This window comes from Metabacillus mesotrionivorans, from assembly GCF_052171315.1.
Classification (GTDB): Bacteria; Bacillota; Bacilli; order Bacillales; family Bacillaceae; genus Bacillus_P.
In genome coordinates, this window is the sequence record NZ_JBQMFF010000003.1 from 291,329 (window position 1) to 310,524 (window position 19,196).

At 48.2% G+C, this 19,196-nt stretch carries 14 protein-coding genes and 1 other annotated feature (1 of these 15 cut by a window edge); of the genes, 3 read left to right on the forward strand and 11 right to left on the reverse strand.

Going from position 1 to position 19,196, the window contains the following annotated elements; genetic code table 11:
- Positions 1-218 (forward strand) — a binding site (T-box leader); it begins 40 nt to the left of the window's first position.
- A gap of 51 nt (positions 219-269) precedes the next feature.
- Positions 270-1,886 carry a methionine--tRNA ligase gene (gene metG / locus ACTSEZ_RS11395; RefSeq protein ID WP_369734327.1) on the forward strand — a complete coding sequence of 539 codons (1,617 nt, stop codon included), beginning with the start codon at positions 270-272 and terminating at the stop codon, positions 1,884-1,886.
- Between the two features lie 353 nt (positions 1,887-2,239).
- On the opposite strand, the gene ACTSEZ_RS11400 is transcribed toward metG, so the two are convergent.
- From ACTSEZ_RS11400 to ACTSEZ_RS11450, 11 genes are all read right to left on the reverse strand, one after another.
- Positions 2,240-2,869: a nitrite reductase gene (locus tag ACTSEZ_RS11400; RefSeq protein ID WP_369734328.1), complete on the reverse strand. Its 630-nt coding sequence runs from the start codon at positions 2,867-2,869 to the stop codon at positions 2,240-2,242.
- Between the two features lie 59 nt (positions 2,870-2,928).
- Complete coding sequence (gene hutG / locus ACTSEZ_RS11405; protein ID WP_369734329.1) at positions 2,929-3,873, reverse strand: formimidoylglutamase; 945 nt, start codon at positions 3,871-3,873, stop codon at positions 2,929-2,931.
- Positions 3,845-5,128: an imidazolonepropionase gene (hutI, locus tag ACTSEZ_RS11410; protein WP_369734330.1), complete on the reverse strand. Its 1,284-nt coding sequence runs from the start codon at positions 5,126-5,128 to the stop codon at positions 3,845-3,847. The genes hutG and hutI overlap by 29 nt, the downstream gene beginning before the upstream one ends.
- A gap of 11 nt (positions 5,129-5,139) precedes the next feature.
- Positions 5,140-6,792: a urocanate hydratase gene (hutU, locus tag ACTSEZ_RS11415; RefSeq protein ID WP_369734331.1), complete on the reverse strand. Its 1,653-nt coding sequence runs from the start codon at positions 6,790-6,792 to the stop codon at positions 5,140-5,142.
- Positions 6,789-8,321 (reverse strand): histidine ammonia-lyase, encoded by a 1,533-nt coding sequence (hutH, locus tag ACTSEZ_RS11420; protein WP_369734332.1) that lies wholly within the window; start codon positions 8,319-8,321, stop codon positions 6,789-6,791. Before hutH ends, hutU begins: the two co-directional genes overlap by 4 nt.
- A 114-nt stretch (positions 8,322-8,435) precedes the next feature.
- On the reverse strand, positions 8,436-8,882 hold the full coding sequence (gene hutP, locus ACTSEZ_RS11425; RefSeq protein ID WP_369734333.1) for a histidine utilization transcription antiterminator HutP: 447 nt from the start codon (positions 8,880-8,882) through the stop codon (positions 8,436-8,438).
- An 85-nt stretch (positions 8,883-8,967) separates the two neighbouring features.
- A complete protein-coding gene (locus ACTSEZ_RS11430; RefSeq protein WP_369734334.1) occupies positions 8,968-9,288 on the reverse strand; it encodes a hypothetical protein in 321 nt (106 codons plus the stop codon).
- The gene (locus ACTSEZ_RS11435; protein ID WP_029284407.1) at positions 9,288-9,494 is read right to left on the reverse strand and encodes a helix-turn-helix transcriptional regulator; all 207 of its coding nucleotides are present in this window, start codon (positions 9,492-9,494) and stop codon (positions 9,288-9,290) included. The genes ACTSEZ_RS11430 and ACTSEZ_RS11435 overlap by 1 nt, the downstream gene beginning before the upstream one ends.
- Before the next feature lie 130 nt (positions 9,495-9,624).
- Positions 9,625-13,356, reverse strand: coding sequence for a S8 family peptidase (locus ACTSEZ_RS11440; protein WP_369734335.1), 3,732 nt, complete (start codon positions 13,354-13,356; stop codon positions 9,625-9,627).
- 323 nt (positions 13,357-13,679) lie between these two features.
- Entirely contained in the window at positions 13,680-15,155 is a 1,476-nt protein-coding gene (locus tag ACTSEZ_RS11445) for a UDP-N-acetylmuramoyl-L-alanyl-D-glutamate--2,6-diaminopimelate ligase (RefSeq protein WP_369734336.1), read from the reverse strand.
- A 548-nt stretch (positions 15,156-15,703) separates the two neighbouring features.
- A complete protein-coding gene (locus ACTSEZ_RS11450; protein WP_369734337.1) occupies positions 15,704-16,957 on the reverse strand; it encodes a S1C family serine protease in 1,254 nt (417 codons plus the stop codon).
- Positions 16,958-17,104: 147 nt separating this feature from the next.
- Between ACTSEZ_RS11450 and ACTSEZ_RS11455 the strand changes: the two genes are divergently transcribed.
- The gene (locus ACTSEZ_RS11455) at positions 17,105-17,773 is read left to right on the forward strand and encodes a response regulator transcription factor (protein ID WP_369734338.1); all 669 of its coding nucleotides are present in this window, start codon (positions 17,105-17,107) and stop codon (positions 17,771-17,773) included.
- Complete coding sequence (locus ACTSEZ_RS11460) at positions 17,773-19,116, forward strand: sensor histidine kinase (RefSeq protein ID WP_369734339.1); 1,344 nt, start codon at positions 17,773-17,775, stop codon at positions 19,114-19,116. The genes ACTSEZ_RS11455 and ACTSEZ_RS11460 overlap by 1 nt, the downstream gene beginning before the upstream one ends.
- Positions 19,117-19,196 lie beyond the last annotated feature (80 nt).

The window sequence follows — 19,196 nt, forward strand, 5'->3', positions numbered from 1 at the left end:
CCAAAGAGAGCTTCGGCAGCTGAAAAGAAGCGTGGCAGACCGCATGGAAAATGACCTTTGAGCTTCACACCGAACGTGCATGTGCACAAGTAGACTGTGACGTGGTTGCTGACGTTACAACAGCATACGTATCAGGCTCTCATGCCCCGTACGGACAAAGGCAGGTCAGTCGATCTGTAAACTAAGGTGGTACCGCGACTTCAAACCTCGTCCTTAGACTGTTTCAGTCTATGGGCGGGGTTTTTTTGCGTGGAAAAGGAGGAAAAAACATGAGTGTTTTTATTGGAGGAGCTTGGCCGTATGCAAATGGATCTCTGCATATCGGACATATTGCCAGTCTTTTGCCGGGAGATCTTCTGGCCCGCTATTACAGGCTGAAAGGAGAAAGGGTACTGTATGTTTCAGGGAGTGACTGCAACGGAACACCTATTTCAATCAGAGCAAGGCAGGAGAACGTGGACGCAGCTGTGATTGCAGACCGCTACCACAGGGAATTTTCCGATTGTTTCAGAAAACTTGGATTTACGTATGACTGCTACACACGAACAGATTCGTTTCATCACCACAGGACTGTCCAGGAAATTTTCCTGTCCCTGCTTGAGAACGGGGCTCTTTACGAAAAAGAAACCCGTCAGGCATACTGCGGACATTGTGAACAGTTTCTGCCCGACCGGTATGTGGAAGGCGTCTGTCCCTCATGTTCATCGCGGGCAAGAGGAGATCAGTGCGACGCGTGCTCTGCCATTCTCGACCCGCTTGATTTGATTGACAAAGAATGCAAGCTTTGCGGGCATGAGCCTGAAGCAAGGGAGACAGCACACTATTATTTCAGTCTTGCTTCCCTTCAGGAAGCGCTGGAAGAGTATGCTCTCGAAAACGGTTCAAATTGGCGGGAAAATGCGGTGAATCTCACAAAACGATACCTGTCAGAAGGCCTTCAGGACAGATGCGCCACACGTGACCTCCCGATTGGCGTACCGGTTCCGGTTAAAGGCTATGAAAAGAAAAAAATCTATGTCTGGATCGAGGCGGTATCAGGCTATCTATCTGCAAGCAGGCTCTGGGGGGAAGAAACCGGAGAGGACTGGAAGGACTTCTGGAAGGATGATGCTTCCTCCTACTACGTTCACGGCAAAGACAACATTCCGTTTCACACCATCATCTGGCCTGGTATCCTTACAGCCCTTGGCGGACTGAAGCGGCCGGATCATATCATTTCCAGTGAATATGTAACCCTTGAAAAAAGAAAGCTGTCCACCAGCCAGAACTGGGCAGTCTGGGCACCGGATCTTCTTAAAAACCATCATCCAGATTCTATCCGCTATTTCCTGACCATAAACGGCCCGGAAAAAAGAGACACCGATTTTTCGTGGAGAGAATTTATCCATTCCCACAACGGCGAGCTGCTAGGAGCATTTGGCAATCTGGTAAACCGAACGTTAAAGTTTGTTGAAAAATCTTTTGGCGGAAGCATTTCCGGCTGTGCGGATTCTGTGATTGAAGAGGAGATAAAGTCTCTATATGTTCAAACAGAAGCACTGATAGAAAGAGGTCATTTCAAAGCCGCGCTTGAAACCATTTTCGCTTTCATCCGGCACCTGAATAAACATTTTGACGAAAAGAAACCATGGATTTCAGTCAAGCAAGATAAAGAAGACTGCCAAAAAGTACTTTTCACCTGTACGCTGGCCATTGCCAACTTGTCGGTTATCCTGCAGCCTTTTCTGCCTTTTTCCTGCCTCAGGATACAGGAGACACTGAACCTGTCAGCGGATGAATGGGCATTTTTAGAGGAGCAGTCTTTTACAGTTCAGAATGTGAAACCTCTATTTGAACGGATCGATCCGGAGAGGATTGAAGAGGAAACGAAAAAGCTTAAAAAGTAACATTCTCCGCAGCACAAAGGAGAATGGCGCCACTATTGTGTACGCTATCCCTTGAAAAGTGGCAGCACTACAGGGAATGATGCCACAAATGTGGAAGCTTTCACCCCGAAAGTGGCGGCACTACAGGGAATGATGCCACAAACGTGGAAGCTTTCACCCTAAAAGTGGCAACACTTCGGGGAATGACGCCACAATTGGGGAGCCTTCACCCGGAAAATGACGTCATTCTGCGTCTTTTGATTACTCCTTCTAATTCTTCCTGCAAAAAAAAGACCAACCCTCATGGATTGGTTTTGTCTGTTAGTTACTGCTGCTAAATTTGTTATAAATCGGGGTGAAAAGATTGAGAGAGTCTATACAGAAACTTCCTCTCTCAGCTTCTCCACCCCGTACCGTTTCAAGAACTTTGCAAAGTACTCCCTTTTCTTCCCGTTCGCCGCGTAAATATCAATGACTTTCTCAACAGCATGATAAAGCTGCGCAGGCGAAAGCCCTTCAAACAGCAGCGTGCCGGTCTGGGCATTCATGCCTTTTGCCCTGCCGCCGACGTACAGGTCATAGGTATCTTTCATTTTAATTACGCCAATGTCGTTGACGAGAGGCTCACCGCAGGCATTCGGGCAGCCGGTGTAGGCTGCTTTGAGCGGAAACGGGACTGGTTTCCCCTGTATTCTTTCGTTCAGTTCGATTGCGGTGGGCATTCCTTCTTCTTCAGCGCCTTTGCAGAAGTTGCAGGTGCGCAGGCTCTTGACAAAGCTGCCGACCGGATACCACTGCAGTCCGCAGAGCTGAAAGGCTGTTTTGGCTTCTTCCAGCTTGCTTTCAGGAATGTCAAGATAGAGCTGCTGAAAGGTTGTGAGCTCAAGTTCCTGGTCCTCTTCCATATAGGCTGCAAGCGTCAAAAGCTGCCTGGCGGTCAATTTGGACCCGAAGCCGATTCCTCCATTCACCGCCAATTTAACAGTTTTTTCTTCTGTGATCAACAGCTGCACACTCCCCGTTTTCTTTTAAGTATACCTTTCTGTCAGAAAAGTGTGAACAGCTATTTCCTGGTTTGATAGCCTGACAGAAACGTTAAGATGGCATGGGCGGCAAGCCTGCTCGTCATATCCCTGAAGTCGACGGACGGATCAATCTCTACGATATCAAGGGCTTTAACCTGCGGCGTTTCTCCAAGAAAACGCATGGCTTCAATCAGCATCCGCGCATCCATTCCTCCGGGGCCAATCGCCGGACACCCCGGAGCAAACGCCTGGTCCATGACATCCATATCAAGGGAGACGTAAATCTGGTCTGTTTCTTTGAGCAGTTCGTGAACGGCTGTCTCCAAGATTCGAAGAATGCCGGTTTCATAGACATCCTGCATCGTATAGATGCGGACGCCATGCTGTTTCCCATAATCTGTATAGGATTTACCATTAGAAAAATTGCGGATTCCGATTTGGTGAAGATGCTTCCCTTCAAGAACGCCTTTTTCTACCAGCTGCCTGAAGGGCGTTCCGTTGGACGGGCCGCCATCTTCAAGGTTCCGGAGATCGTGGTGGGCATCAAACTGGATGATCCCCGCTTTGCCCCTGGCCTCTTTAAAGCTTTTAAAAAGAGGGGCGGTGACAGAATGATCGCCGCCAAGAAAGATTGGAAGAATGTCAGAGTGCCTGTTCAGGATGCCTGCTGCTGTTTCTTCAATTCGTCTGATCGAATCTGACAGGTCGGTCACATGCATGGTGATGTCCCCGAAATCTGTGATTGGCTTTAAATCTATATCATCCTGGACGGAATATGTTGTAAAAGCATTCATCATTTTCCGGATTGCCTGCGGGGCAAAGGATGCACCTGAGTGGCTGATTGACGGTTTTGACAGGGGGACTCCAATCAGACCGATGCTTGAAGCGTCTCCCTCTTTCCATTTTTCAAGCAGCTTTCCGGCCTTGGTAATGCCTCTGTCTGAAAATCCGGCATCATGTGAAAGATAGGGAAGCCCGCTCATGGTGATCCCCCTTTACATAAACGACAGCGCCTTTTTTTATCACGGTCCCAACATGGTTCACGCCAAAATGGTACGGAATGTACTCATAGTTGGCCGCGTTCCAGATGACAAGGTCCGCCTGCTGCAACGGGGCAATCACGCCTCTTTGTCCGCCTAGCCCGATGGCATGGGCGGCATTTACCGTGACCGCATTCCAGATTTCTTTCACTGTCATTTTGTACATAACCGCTGCAAATGACATGATGAGCTGCAGGTTTTCAGTCGGGCAGCTGCCTGGATTAAAATCTGTTGCAAGGGTGACCGCAACACCCTCATCAAGCATCTTCCGCGCCTTGGCATGATCCGGTTTGTGCAGGTAAAAAGAGGTGCCCGGAAGAAGACAGGCGATGACGCCGGTCTCTGCAAGACGCTTAATGCCCCCGTCTGACGCGCCTACCAGATGCTCTGCACTGACAGCGCCAAGCTCTGCGGCAAGCTCTGCTCCGCCTAACGTGTCAATCTCATCAGCATGAATCTTAAGGCCGAATCCCCTCTGTTTAGCCTTTGACAAAAAGCCACGGGACTGTTCGATCGTGAACACGCCTGTTTCGCAAAAGATATCAACAAACTGGGCAAGGTCTTCTTTTTCAATGACATCAAGCAGCTGAAGCATTTCGTCTAAGAACACTTCGGGCTGATTCCTGCGTTCTGCCGGAATGGCATGGGCGCCGAGAAAGGTGGAAACGACGTCGACAGGATGTTCCGCGTTTAATTTTTTGGCTGTTCTTAGCTGTTTAAGCTCCGCATCAGCTTCAAGCCCGTATCCGCTTTTCGCTTCGACCGTTGTCGTTCCGTATGACAGCATTTCATTCAGATGCCCGGCTGCTTTTTTATAGAGATCCGCCTCGTTTGCGGCTCTTGTTTTTTCAACAGTCGAAAGGATTCCCCCGCCCCGCTTCAGAATTTCAAGATAAGGAACACCCTGCTGCTTGAGGCCCATCTCGTGTTCACGGGATCCTGCAAAGACAAGGTGGGTATGCGGGTCAATGAGACCGGGAGTGACGAGGCGGCCGCCGCAGTCAATCCGTTTGCCGGCCTCCCAGTCCGTTGCGGCAGATGATGGTGCAACCTCCGCTACCTTGCCGTCCTTTATGGCTATGGACATGTTTTCACGGACAATCAGCTGATCCATTTTTTTTCCGCAGAGCGGTCCTTCGTTTCCATAATCCATTGTCAGGAGCTGGCCGATATTCTCAAGTATTAAGTCGAATTGCATAAAGCCTCCTCCTATTCCTGCATCGGGATGCGGACATTGTGTTCTTTTGCAAACTCCTGAGCTTCCGCGTAACCGGCGTCTGCATGGCGGATGATACCCATGCCGGGATCTGAAACGAGCACGCGCTCAAGCTTCTTCTTTGCTGTTTCCGTCCCGTCGGCCACCACGACCATGCCTGAGTGGAGGGAATACCCCATACCGACTCCTCCGCCGTGATGGAAGGAGACCCAGCTCGCACCTGCAGATGTGTTTACGAGCGCGTTCAATACGGCCCAGTCTCCGATGGCGTCACTGCCGTCCTTCATAGCTTCTGTCTCCCGGTTCGGCGAGGCGACAGAGCCGCAGTCAAGGTGATCGCGTCCGATGACAACCGGAGCCTTCAGTTCTCCTGTGCGGACGAGTTCGTTGATGGCGAGGCCCATCTTCACACGTTCTCCGTAGCCAAGCCAGCAGATCCGGGCAGGCAGCCCTTGAAACGCAACGTGTTCATGTGCCATGTCAATCCAGCGGAGGAGGGCTTCGTTCTCCGGAAACAGCTCTTTAATGAGCTCATCCGTGCGGTGGATGTCGGCAGGATCTCCTGATAGAGCCGCCCATCTGAACGGACCTTTCCCTTCGCAGAAAAGCGGCCGGATATAAGCAGGAACAAACCCCGGGAAGGCAAAAGCGTCTTCCACCCCTTCATCTTTTGCCACCTGGCGGATGTTGTTGCCGTAGTCGAAAACGATGGTTCCCCGCTTTTGCAGCTCAATCATGCAGCGGACATGCTCCGCCATTGATGCTTTTGACTTTTGAACATAAAGGTCTGGATGGTCCTGTTTCAGCTGCAGCGCCTCATCGACCGTCATTCCATGAGGGAAATAGCCGTTCAGCGGATCATGGGCAGAGGTCTGGTCGGTCAGAACGTCAATGTTGATCTTTCTTGCCAGCACTTCCTGAAGCACATCCACGGCATTTCCCACAAGACCGATTGAAAGCGCGCGGCCTTCTGCCTTCGCTTCCTCCGCCCACTTAACCGCTTCGTCGAATGAATGTGTGAGCCTGTCGCAGTACTTGGTTTCAAGTCTTTTCTCAATTCTGCTTTGGTCCGAATCTGCCGCAATCACTACGCCGCCGTTCATTGTCACAGCGAGCGGCTGCGCTCCTCCCATGCCACCAAGTCCAGCCGTCAGCGTGATCGTCCCCTTCAGGCTTCCCCCGAAATGCTCTTTGGCTACAGCCGAGAAGGTCTCATATGTCCCCTGGAGGATGCCCTGCGTGCCGATATAAATCCAGCTGCCTGCTGTCATCTGCCCGTACATCGTCAGCCCTTTTTGATCAAGCTCATGGAAGTTCTCCCAGTCTGCCCATTTCGGGACAAGAACGGAGTTTGAAAGCAGAACCCGCGGGGCATGCTCATGGGTTTTGAAAATCCCGACAGGCTTTCCTGACTGAATGAGCAGCGTCTCATCCCCTTCAAGTGATTTCAGGGAGCGGATAATGCCGTCAAGCGCCTCCTTGTTTCTCGCGGCTTTTCCAATCCCGCCGTAAACAATTAAGTCTTCCGGCTTTTCCGCAACCTCAGGGTCAAGGTTATTCATCAGCATCCGAAGAGCCGCTTCCTGCTCCCAGCCTTTGCATTCAAGCTCTGTTCCCCGTTTTGCCCCCGTAAATTTCAATGTCATGATACAATTTCCCCCTTTGTGTCGTTATGATTTTTTTCAAACCGCTTCATATTTGTTTTTTTCAGCAGAGCTGCCGCCGCCTCGATATCCTTTGAGAACACACGGTCCTTCGTGATTGCGGGGACAGCATTCCGGCCGTGAAAATAAAAGCGTCTCGTTGTCTCCGCCATTTTTTCGATTCCCCTGTAAGCCGCCGCTTCCATGGCGCAAATGAGTTCAATCGCAAGCACCCTCCGCACGTTTTGGATGATCTGATGGGCATGCCTTGATGCAATGGTTCCCATGCTGACGTGGTCCTCCTGATTCGCCGATGACGGAATCGAATCAACGCTTGCCGGGTGGGCGAGGGTTTTATTTTCAGAAACAAGGGACGCCGCGCAGTACTGCATGATCATGGCACCGGACTGAAGACCAGGCATCGGACTCAGAAACGGCGGGAGGTCATTCAGCTGCGGATTGACGAGGCGCTCGATTCTCCGTTCTGAAATATTCGCAAGCTCCGCCATTCCCACTTTTAAAAAGTCCATCGCAAAGGCAATCGGCTGTCCATGGAAATTGCCGCCTGAAAGCACTTTTCTGCCTTCATCAAAAATGAGCGGATTATCTGTCGCGGCATTCATTTCAATTTCAAGCTTCTCTTTTACATACGAAAGTACCTGAAGGCTTGCTCCGTGTACCTGGGGAATGCATCTTAGCGAGTAGGCATCCTGCACCCTCAGCTCGCCCTGATGCGTCACAAGATAACTGCCGTTTAAGATGCCTCTAATACGCTCAGCCACTTCCGTCTGCTCCTTATAGCCCCTGGCAAGGTGAATGTCTTCATCGAATGCATCAATGATTCCTCTTAATCCTTCCAGTGTCATTGAAGCAATATAATCAGCCTGAAGGGAGACTGATTCTGCTTCGATGTAATTGACAAGCCCCATTGCCGTCATGGCCTGTGTGCCGTTAATGAGAGCGAGGCCCTCTTTTGCCTGAAGAGTGACAGATTCCAGGCCTACTGTATGAAACGCTTCAGCAGTCTCCATTTGCTTCCCCTGATAAAGGACCTCTCCTTCTCCTGCAAGAACAAGAGCCATGTGGGAAAGCGGAGCGAGATCCCCGCTTGCGCCCAGTGACCCCTGCTGCGGCACAACAGGGTGAATTTGCTTGTTGAGAAGTTCTGCAAGCAGCTCCAGCACTTCTTTCCGCACGCCTGAAAAACCTTTCAAAAGGGCATTTAGTCTGAGCAGCAGCATGCCTCTTGACACTTCTTCGGGAAAAGGATCCCCGACACCGCAGGCGTGGCTTCTGATCAGGTTGATCTGCAGTTCTTCCACATGCTCGGCATCAATAAGTACATCACTGAACTTCCCGAATCCCGTATTAATGCCGTACACAACTTTTTTCTGTGCCACAATGGCGTCGACCGCTTTCCGGCTTTTCTCGACTTTCCCCCATACATGCTGAGGTATATGCACTGCTTCTTTGTTATAGATAATCTTTCTGGCTGCTTCAATTGTTAAGGAATGTCCCGTTAATTCAATCATACCGCTGCTCCTTTTATAGAAAAATGACAAACAAAAAGGAGGCCATACCAATAGAAACACAAACGTGTTTTCTACTGATACAGCCCCCTGCTATCTCATAACTATGGGCGCATCTTATATGTGGTTAATTCCAAGCCCCATCGCCTCATGCTCGGAGCCTTTCACCGGCGCACCGATGGTTCCGTACAATGCAATCGCAATCCATTCGCCTTCTGTTTCCGCCGCATATGGTTTGCCCCTGACAACCGCAAACCTCAGACCGACTGTCCTGAGCACGCTCCCAAGCTGAACCTGGCCGCGCGTCACGCCGTGGAGCGCTTCCATAATCGCATGGTACAAAGCATGCGTTTCCCGGTATCCGTCGGGCGAAATCACGCCAGAACGCTTCGCTGCCGTTTCAATGGCCGCCACTACTTTCTGCGTCTCCATTGATCCAGTCTTGCCAAGGCAAAATTGAAATCCCTGTTCTTTCAGCTTTTCGCCGTACAGATGCTCTTCTTCTTCAAGCAGAACAAGCTGCATGGCATTTTTTCCGATACGGTGATCTGGCTGTATGCTCATACGTCATTTCTCACTTCGTACTGAATTTTCTGATAAACTAGTGTCTACCGTTAGTTTATGATTGAATGTGAAAAGTGTCAAGGGTTTAATTGATGTCTGACCCTGTACTGCTGAAACGGACCGAAAGAATGACTTTTGTGATCGCCCAGCTGCCCAAATGAACAAAGAGGAGCAGAGACAGCATCATCGCAGGGCTCAAATCCACTCCGAAAAGCAGGAGCGTGAAGAAAAAATAGATGGCCCCCATCGTAAAGATCCAAGCGATCGATCGTGATTTCTGTTCGATGAAATGAAAAACTTCATCTACTCCCCTTTTTTTCTTCGCAAAATGTAGTCCAAGCCACCAGGCGATCAGACCCGCTGCCATTCCCCCGTAAACCCCGATAAAAGCCCCAGCTGATTCCATCAAACCTCTCCCCCATCCTCAAAAATAAAAATCTCTTCAATTCTGCAAGTAAATGAGTTTGCAATCTTAAACGCGAGTTCTAAAGACGGATTGTACTTGCCGGATTCAATCGCAATGATCGATTGTCTTGAAACCCCAACTTGAACCGACAGCTGTTCCTGAGTCATTCCTTTTTCTGCGCGCATTTCCCTGATTCTGTTCTTCATGTTCATCCACCTTGTAAAGCTTCCTTTACGTTAAGTTTACTTTACATGGAATAAAAAGTAAACTCTTTTTCAAACTCCAATAAAAAAGAAGAGAAGCATACGCCCCTCTTCCTTCTTACCATTGATCTGGTTACCTCAATCCGTATGCCTTAATCACATCCTGCGTGATTTTATTGCCGGCATCATCCCAGGCAGATGCTCTTAGTGAAACATGTTTGCTGTTTTTTGGATTGTTGATTTTAGCGGTCCATTTATTCTCTGCTGTTTGCTCAAGATTTACTGTCTTCCATGACTTTCCTTCATTGAAAGAAACTTCGAGCGCTGCACCCTGCAATTTTCCGTACCCTTCAACTCCATCCAGTTTTGCTGCAGACAATTCCAGATTCGTTGATGGTGCGCCCAATGCATCGCCGTACATATCCGTTTCAACCCTGTAGTCAAGAGAATAAAGTGGAAGCGGTTTACGGGAGTTCTCTTCTATTCCAGACCAGAAGGTCCACTCTGTGTGTGTGCTGACTGAAGTATCCCAACGTTCCGGATCCCGCTTGGCATCCGTTACTAAGCGGTATCGCTTTCTTTCTTCGGAAATGCCGCTGAATACATTTAAAGCCTGACTTGTTCCTTGTTTAATCAGGGTATCTCCCTGATAAAGCTTGTGTGTTTGATTTTTAACCGATTCATCATAGTCCGTTCCGCCTGTGTGTCCTTTTCCTGAATCAGCCCAGGCAGGAATGTTTAACTGGAACGAGTTCCCGCTGCGGAAAGGTGTCCAATATCCGTCACCCAGGCGAGGACGGACGACCGGCGAGAACCATTCTTCCTGCAGTCTTTCCCCTTTTTTATACGTAACAGCCGGCTGGCGTATTGCCCAAGAACTGTCTAAAACTTCAGCCTGGTGATACCAGCGTGTTCCTTCAACAGCTGAGACCCATTCCGTTCGAACAGAAGGAAACGGCATTTTATACATGAAACCGACCGCTCTGAATGTATGCGGACGCAGGTCAAAGCGGAACTCACCGCCAGGAGTTTCCTGATCAGACTTATAGCGTGCATCAATTTTTACAAGTTCGCTATTCGAAGGAGCATAGGTCAGATCCTTTGGAATGTTTTCACCATGAACGTCCATTAAATCATAGACATATGGCGTGTTCGTTTCGCCTTCAACGAACAGCTTCAGGTTGCCTGAACGTGCAGCCTTAATCACTTTGTCTCCTTCGCTCTTGCTTATGCCGGCAACAGCAAGAGGAATGTCGGTAGAATCCGGATTGCCTGCATATACGCTGAACTCCGTATCTTCATAATTGACGATGATTAAAAGCTTCGCGCCGGCTGCATGGGCGGCGGCAGCCTGCTCTGAAGGAGTGACGTCCGCATTGCGGTCAACAACGACAGCCTTTCCTTTTGCATTCAATCGTTCAAAATCAGTCTGGGATCCGCTGCCTGCATAAACCGCTGATATGTTATATTTTCCATCAAGAAGCGTGCTGCCTGCTAAAGGAATGTCATCGAGCACTTTATCTTTAAAGTGGATTTGAAGATAAGGCTTGATTAAACGCCAGCGGGTCAGCATTTCAAATTCTCCATTATTCACTTTCTTTGTCGGAGCAGCATACAGTTTATCGATCCAGACCGGAGCTAAGTACACGTGGTTCATTGTTTTGCCGTCAAGAGAGCGGTAATATTCCAGGCGCTGATAGCTTGGCTCTGTCTCTTTTGGCACATTCACTTTTATTTCATTTGCTTTTCTGGCATCAAACTCCACGGTTTGAGGTCCGTCCAGTATAATTTCAGGGTTTCCGACTAATGCAACCCCGCGGTCATCTGTAGTTGTATCTACTTCCATCATGGACATAGCGGAGTAAGTTCCAGGGCGCAGACGGAATTCTGCTTCTCCATTTACAGCGACGAACTCTGGAATCATATCTTTGTTAACGAGACCAACGTATGCAAGGGCAGGATTGCCGCTGCGGTCTTTAGCTGTCATTTTTAACGTGTATTTTTCCTCTTCTTTTACCGTGCCGAGTGAAGTATGAGCCACTTGTTTGCCGTTTTCAAATGCTGTCAAATGACCTTCATACCTGCTTCCTGCTTCACCAAATTGCGGATCAAATGTGAGGGAAACGGTTTTTGTTCCATTTGCCGGAATCGTGATCTCGTTTTCAGAGATTGTCAGCATACCATCTGGTGCAGCGTTGCCGTTTGTATTTTTGAAATCAGCCTGCAGAGTTAGTGTGACCGCTGTGTTCGAATCATTTGTATACGTGACTGTTTTTTGTACAGGCTGTGCATCCGCGTTCGGCCATTTAAAGAAACCGAATGACAGCGAACCCGTTGCCCGTACTTTGCCTGCTGCTGCAGCCGGCAGATCCATACGGCCTGTACCAATGTGATACGGAGAATATGGCAATTTTTTTGATGTGCTCATCAGTGCTTCTTTTAACTGAGTGCCGCTCCAGCCAGGATTCTTCTGTAGAAGAAGCGCGGCAGCACCGGCAACGTGCGGTGTAGCCATTGACGTTCCATTTAAACTCTTATAATAGCCTGTTCCGGCAGAAAGGCCTGAGCGCGCGGCAACGATGCCGACTCCCGGAGCTGATAAGTCAGGCTTTAGCCCCTTATCTCCGTAGCGCGGTCCTTTAGATGTAAAGCCTGCAATCTTATCTGACTTATCAACCGCACCAATTGTTAAGGCAGCATCTGCAGCTCCAGGTGAACCAATCGCCCCTTCCGCTCCATAGTTTCCTGCTGCAATGACAAACAGAGTTCCTTTTTCTTCACTGATCCGGTTGACTGCCTGTGCCATCGGATCCGTTCCATCAGAAGGTTCAGAGCTTCCGAGACTCATATTCACGATCTTCGCGTTTTCAGCTGCCCATTCCATGCCGTCGATGATCCATGAATCAAGACCGCTCCCTGAGTCATCAAGTACTTTTCCAACTACTAAACGGGCATCAGGGGCAACCCCTTTATTCTTTCCTTCAGAAGCAGCACCTGTTCCAAGGACGGTCGAGGCAACATGTGTCCCATGACCGTGTTTGTCGTCAACCTGCTGGCCTGGAACAAAGCTTTTTGACGTTTCAATCTGGCCCGAAAAATCTGGGTGGGCCGGATCAATACCCGTATCAAGCACAGCTACTTTTACGCCTTCCCCTGTATAGCCAGATTCCCATACTTGTGGAGCGCCAATCTGCGGCACGCTTTGTGCAAGAGATGCTTCTACCTTTCCATCCAGCCAGATTTTTTCAATTCCCTGTTCAAAAACAGCTGTTTCCGGCTTCGCTTTAGTTAAAGCTGCTGTCTCAGGGGTGATATCCTCCCAGAATGTTTCGGCATCTTTCTTTGAAGCAGAAAGCGCAGCCCCGTTTATACTTTCAAGTGTGCGGACTTTTTTAGCTCCTTTTGGGTCTGATTTTACTTGAGCTGCCCTTGCTTTCGTCTCTTCATATTCCACGATTACGGGAAGAGAAGTGAGGCTCTTGTCGTCATAGCCATTTTCAATTAGTTCCGTTACGTTAAATAAACCCTTGTCCAATTTGTCAGCTGCCAAGTAAGGCATGGCTGAATTTGGAATCACGTACGTATCCTCACCGATGGTCAGAACTTGCGCTCCTGCACCGTTTCGATCGGCAGGCTCAACATTGATTGCGCTTTTGCCGTTTCCAATCTCTTGAACGGTCACCACGTCTCCTGTAATGAGGGTGATCTTGCGCTCGCCTTTCCCCGTTGTCTCATGAACGATGGCAGATTGATTCTTTTTTTCAGCACTTGGCTGATCAACAGCTTTGACGCTGCTGAACATTGAGGAAAGCATAACAGCAGATACAGATGTTGCAATTAGCGACTTTAAAACTGATTTTTTCACCAAACATCCTCCTAAAAAAATTAAATTGGTTCCTTGCGCTCATCTGGATGCAACAGGCTTGAAAGCATGCAATCTCAAAGATGATTTGTATAAGTTACTAGAATTGTATATTGCCGGACTGGAAGGTACAATCGGGGTTATTAAGCGGACTTTGAGACCTATTTATCATCAAAATTGATAGGTATTAGAATGAAAAAAGCAGGTATCTGATTCTAAATATCTAGTAAACGGGGTTATAAATTGGGGTTTTTGTTTAATCGACCTTTTTTTACACATGAAAAAAGGAACCTCCTCTGACTGGAGATTCCTCTTCGTTCCGTATTTTAAAGGTGAGATGACGCTGTTTCTTTTTCTTTTAATAAAAGCTGAAAGGTTTCCTGATCTGAACCTGCAGGAAGTTCGTATGAGTCTTTATACGTTTCACTTCCCTTGCCGGTCACAAGAATCCAGTCACCCGCTTCTGCCATTTCCCATGCTTTTTGTATGGCAAGTGTCCGGTCAGGAATGACAAGGTCCTCTTTTTTTCCGCAGTCGACAAGATACCTTTTCAATTCCTCTGTCATTTCTGCTGGGTCGACACCATTTAAATCATCAAACGTCAAAACAGAACAGTCGCTCATTCGTGATGAGATTTCCATCATTTCGGCCCGTTTGCTTTCATCGCGTCCGCCTCTGAATCCAAACACATGATAGATCCGCTTCGCTCCGCAGTCTCTTGCGGTTTTTAAAATGTATTCAAACGCATCTGCCGTATGGGCATAATCAATGACAGCTGTGGCGTCTTCGGGATGATCATACATTTCAAAACGCCCGGGCACATCCTTGAATGTCCGGAAACCATCAATCAGCTTCACCCGGTCCACGCCGATTTTACGGCCGGCCAAATACGCCATTGAAGCATTATAAATATTATGAAGACCCGGAATGCTCATGGAAAAATGAAGCTTTTCACCCTTCTCTGTCACTTCAAAATCAGAGCAGTGAACATCATGTTCAGATGTAAACTGGAGATCATCACTTGTAAATGACCCGAATGTGGACACCTGAATATTCCGCTCCCGCAGTATGCCGGTGAGCTTTTGGCCCCATTCATCATGCGTGCTGACAATGGCCTGTCCGCCCTGCTTCAGTTTTGAAAACAGCTGCTGCTTTACTTCAAAATATTCCTCTATTGTATTGTGATAATCGAGATGTTCATGAGCAAGGTTCGTAAAAAGACCAAGATCAAATTCGATTCCCTCCAGCCTTTTTTGGGAAAGCCCGTGAGAGGAAACCTCCATGATGACGACCTCGTCTTTGCTTTCAGCCAATAACCGCTGCAGTTCAAGCGCATCCGGTGTCGTATTCTTCGAACTGTATGCCTGTCCATTGATGACGTTGTGAACCGTGCCAAAGAGCGCACATGAATACCCGGCGTGCTGCAAAATGTGTCTCAGCATGAAGGATGTGGTCGTCTTTCCGTTGGTGCCTGTAATGCCAATCACGATGTGTTTTCTTGACGGATAGTCATAAAAGTGCGCCGCAAGCTTGGCAAGTGAGTCTCTGCTGTTTTCCACTCTTACATACGGCACCGGCAAACCTGTAAGGTCTTTTTCTCCGACAACAGCCGCAGCTCCTCTTTTGATAGCATCCCCTATATAATCATGGCCATCCCGTGCATAGCCTGAGATCGCTGTAAATAAAAAGCCTTCCTTGACTTTGGCTGAGTTTGCTTCAATTCCCGTAATTTCACAAGCTCCCAGTTCATCCCGATGAAAAATGGAATGACCGGTCTGCTCAAGCAAAGTTAGTAAATTCATCGTTGATCTCCTTATTTCATGGCATCCGTTCTGTTATCTTGCATCAAAAAGAGCATTGTTATCAATTATGCGTTTTGTGATACCATATTTGTTCGAAACCATTCCGCTTTTTTGAGGGAAGCCGAGGAAGAAAATGTTGGATATTGTCGAAACAAATCGTAAGGCGTGGATTTAAAGGGCAAATGCAGGCCGAATTGACCTTAACTATTTGGCAGGATAGAGCTAACAGTCCAAATCAGTGCTCTAACAATCCAAACTCCTGCTCTGACAAGCGGAAATCGTTGTTTAACATGCCAAAACAGCATTCTAACAAGCGAAAGAACAAAAGCGCAGGCGCCTTGGTCAGATCCGATAGGCAGATAAGAATCCGGCAGAAAAGTCCGGGTCCCGCCTTTTTTGACGGATTTGTTCTGACAGAGGATCTAGGCGCTGGAGCTGGACATGGATAACTTTGTCATGTTTTACACAGCTTTGTATTTTCTATAATTACTTTAGAAAAGAAAAAAACGGCTCCATCAAAGGAGCCGCCAACAAAAGGGGGATCTATGTTAACTATTCACAACCTCTTTTTGAGAAAGTTTCACCTTTTCAGTGACCTTCTCTCCCTGCCGGTAGAATTCTACGTCTATTTCATCCCCGATCGCCGTTTGTGAATAGAGGAATTTGCGCAGTTCACCTGAACTTTTAATCTTTGTGCCGTTCATGGCAACGATAACGTCTCCTTCTTTCATTCCTGCTTCAGATGCAGGAGATCCTGGGCTGACACCCTGTACAAACACGCCTTCTGTCACATCGTTTGGAAGCTTGAGCGTATTTGTGCGGTACTGCTCCGGCACCTGGCTCAGATCAATCAGGCCGACCCCAAGAAACGGACGGTCAACTTTTCCCTTTTCAAGCAGTTCATCCACAATCGGCTGCAGGTCATTGCTTGGAATCGCAAAGCCGATGCCTTCAACGCCGTCCTGTGTAATCTTCAGGCTGTTGATGCCGATGACCTGACCGCTCATATTCAGCAGAGGACCTCCGCTGTTTCCAGGGTTAATCGCAGCATCCGTCTGGATAACGCTCAAATCCCAGTTTCCTTCTGACGTTTCAATCGGCACAGTCCGGTCTGTTCCGCTGATGATTCCTTCTGTCACTGTGCGGGAGAAATCAAGGCCGAGCGGATTACCGATCGCTACAACCCGTTCACCTGCGCGAAGCTTGCCTGAATCCCCGAACTGCGCGACAGCTTTTGCATACTTGCTGTCAATTTTCAAAACAGCCGTATCAGTAAGCGGATCAGCACCCACCAGTTCAGCTTCTGATTTCTCGCCGTCCGAGTACGTTATTTCGATGCTGCTTGCGCCTTCAATCACGTGATTATTCGTAATGATGTATGCTGTGTTCCCGTCTTTTTTGAAAATAACCCCTGAGCCGGTGCCCGCTTCAGCACTCTGCGTGCCGCCTCCAAAGCTGCGCTGCTGCTGTTTATTTGAAATACCGACAATCGCAGGAGACAGATTTTCAACCATATCAGCAATATCATTCGTCTGGCTGATCGGCTGTGTATTCACCTCATTCGTGCTGTTTTCCTGAACCGTATTGGAATCAACAGAATAAGATGGCTGATTGCTGCCGGTCTCTTCTTCAAAATACGGCTGAACACCAAGTACCAGCGCCCCGCCCACTACACCGCTGATAACCGATGAAAGAACGCCTCGCATTCTTGACGGCTTCTTCACTGGCTGTGCTGCTCTGAAAGTTTCCCGTGATTCCTGCTCCATTGCCTCTTTCCGTTCCGTATCATCGTAATATCCCATCTTCATTCCTCCCGGTGAATTTCTTTGTTGACTCTACTATAAGAAATCTTTTTGGGAGAAAGATGAGAAGAGTGTGGGAAATTGTTAAAAAATGATTTCCCCCGTCGCCCCATAGTATAATGACCAATAAGAGGAGGGTGAATCAGAATGACATATTCGATTTTCCTTGTTGAAGATGAACAGAATCTCAATGATTTACTGACAAAATACCTTGAAAAAGAAGGATACAGCGTGACCGCGTTTACAGACGGTGAAAGCGCGCGCGCGGCAATAGAGAAGACTCCGCACTTGTGGGTGCTCGATATCATGGTTCCCGGTGTAGACGGATACCAGCTTATCAAAGAGATTAAAGCAGCATCTCCGGATACACCGGTCATTTTCATATCAGCACGGGATACGGATATTGACAGGGTGCTCGGCCTTGAGCTCGGGAGCGATGATTACATATCAAAGCCGTTTCTCCCGAGGGAGCTCGTCATCCGGGTTCAGAAGCTTTTGACCCGTTTGTATGAATCCGCCCCGGCGAAAAACACGGTGACCCTGCCGCCATACACAATTGACGAAAGCATCCGTTCTGTTTCGCTTGACGGGCAAAATCTGAATTTAACATCTAAGGAGTTTGACCTGCTGCTTCTGTTTCTGCACAACAAAGGACAGGCCTTTTCACGCGAGCAGATGATTGAGCATATTTGGGGCAGTGATTATTTCGGGACGGACCGGGTCGTGGATGACCTTGTGCGGAGATTGAGAAAGAAAATGCCGGACTTGAAAATTGAAACCATTTACGGGTACGGATACAGGATGCTGACTGCCTGATGAAAAACAAATCCCTCGCCTTTCAGATCTGGATTGTCATTTCAGGCATTCTTCTATTAATCTCGCTTGTTTTAATGATCATTTTTCCGACAACCCTGAGAAACTTTTTTACAAATGAAATTTACAATACGATAGAAAACGAACAGCACATCCTGACGGAATACCGCCTGCAGGGGGATATGGATATGGACCCGCTGAATCCAAACGGCGAGAAGCTGTCTCCGGACCGCTCGGTTCAGCATATTATCCTTCCTGAAAATGCGCCTTTCTTTTATAACGAAAAAAAGCTCCCTCTCCGCTTTTTGCAGGAGACACAGTCTCTTGCAGCGAATCAGGAAGCCATTACGGAGGAATATTCACGAGTCATAGGCAATGAACGGCTCTTTTTTGTCATCAAAAAAGTCTCGCTCGACGGGCAGCCCGCCTTTTTGCTTTCCTATGCATGGGACTCCTACAGAAACGACCTTGTTCTGACCCTGTTTAAACAGCTTGTTTTTGTCATGATCATCGTCTTTCTTTTCAGCTGGATTCCGTCCATCTGGCTGGCTAAATACCTGTCTCGCCCGCTTGTTTCACTCGAGAAAGATGTCAAACGGATATCCTATGAGGACTGGCATGAGCCTGTCGTTCTTGAGCGCAGCGATGAAATCGGAAAGCTAGGTTCTTCCATTGAACAAATGCGTCAGAGGCTTGTGAAAAAAGATGAAGCCCAGCGCACGCTGCTGCAGAACATTTCACATGATCTGAAGACTCCCGTCATGGTTATCAGAGGCTATGCAAAATCCGTTAATGACGGCATCTATCCAAAGGGTGACCTGACAAGCACCATGGACGTCATTGAAGAGGAATCAGAACGGCTTGAGAAAAAAATAAAAGACCTTCTTTATATCACAAAGCTTGACTATCTCTCATCCCGGAATGCTTCAAAGGAAAAACTGCATTTGAACCGGATTGTCCAGGAGGTCATAGACCGCATCAGATGGAGCCGGCAGGAACTTGACTACACCATACAGCTTGAAGAAGCCGTCATCCACGGAGACGCGGAGCTATGGATGAAACTCCTTGAAAACCTGTTTGAAAATCAGCTGAGATATGCAGGTACAATCATCGGCGCCAGGCTTACCCGTGAAGGCTCTGACTATCTGCTGAAAATCTGGAACGACGGACCTCCAATTGAAGAAAATATTCTGCCTCACCTGTTCGAACCATTTCATAAAGGAAGCAACGGTGAATTCGGCCTAGGCCTGAACATTGTCAAGCGTATTGCCGAGCTTCACGGAGGAAAGGTCTGGGCAGTCAATGAACAGGGTTTGAGTACGTTTTATGTGAAGGTTCCGGTTTGATAATCTGCAATTTATAAAAAGCCATGAGAAACGAAGCAAACCATTTCACACATGATATGGTTTGCTTTTTCATTACAAAA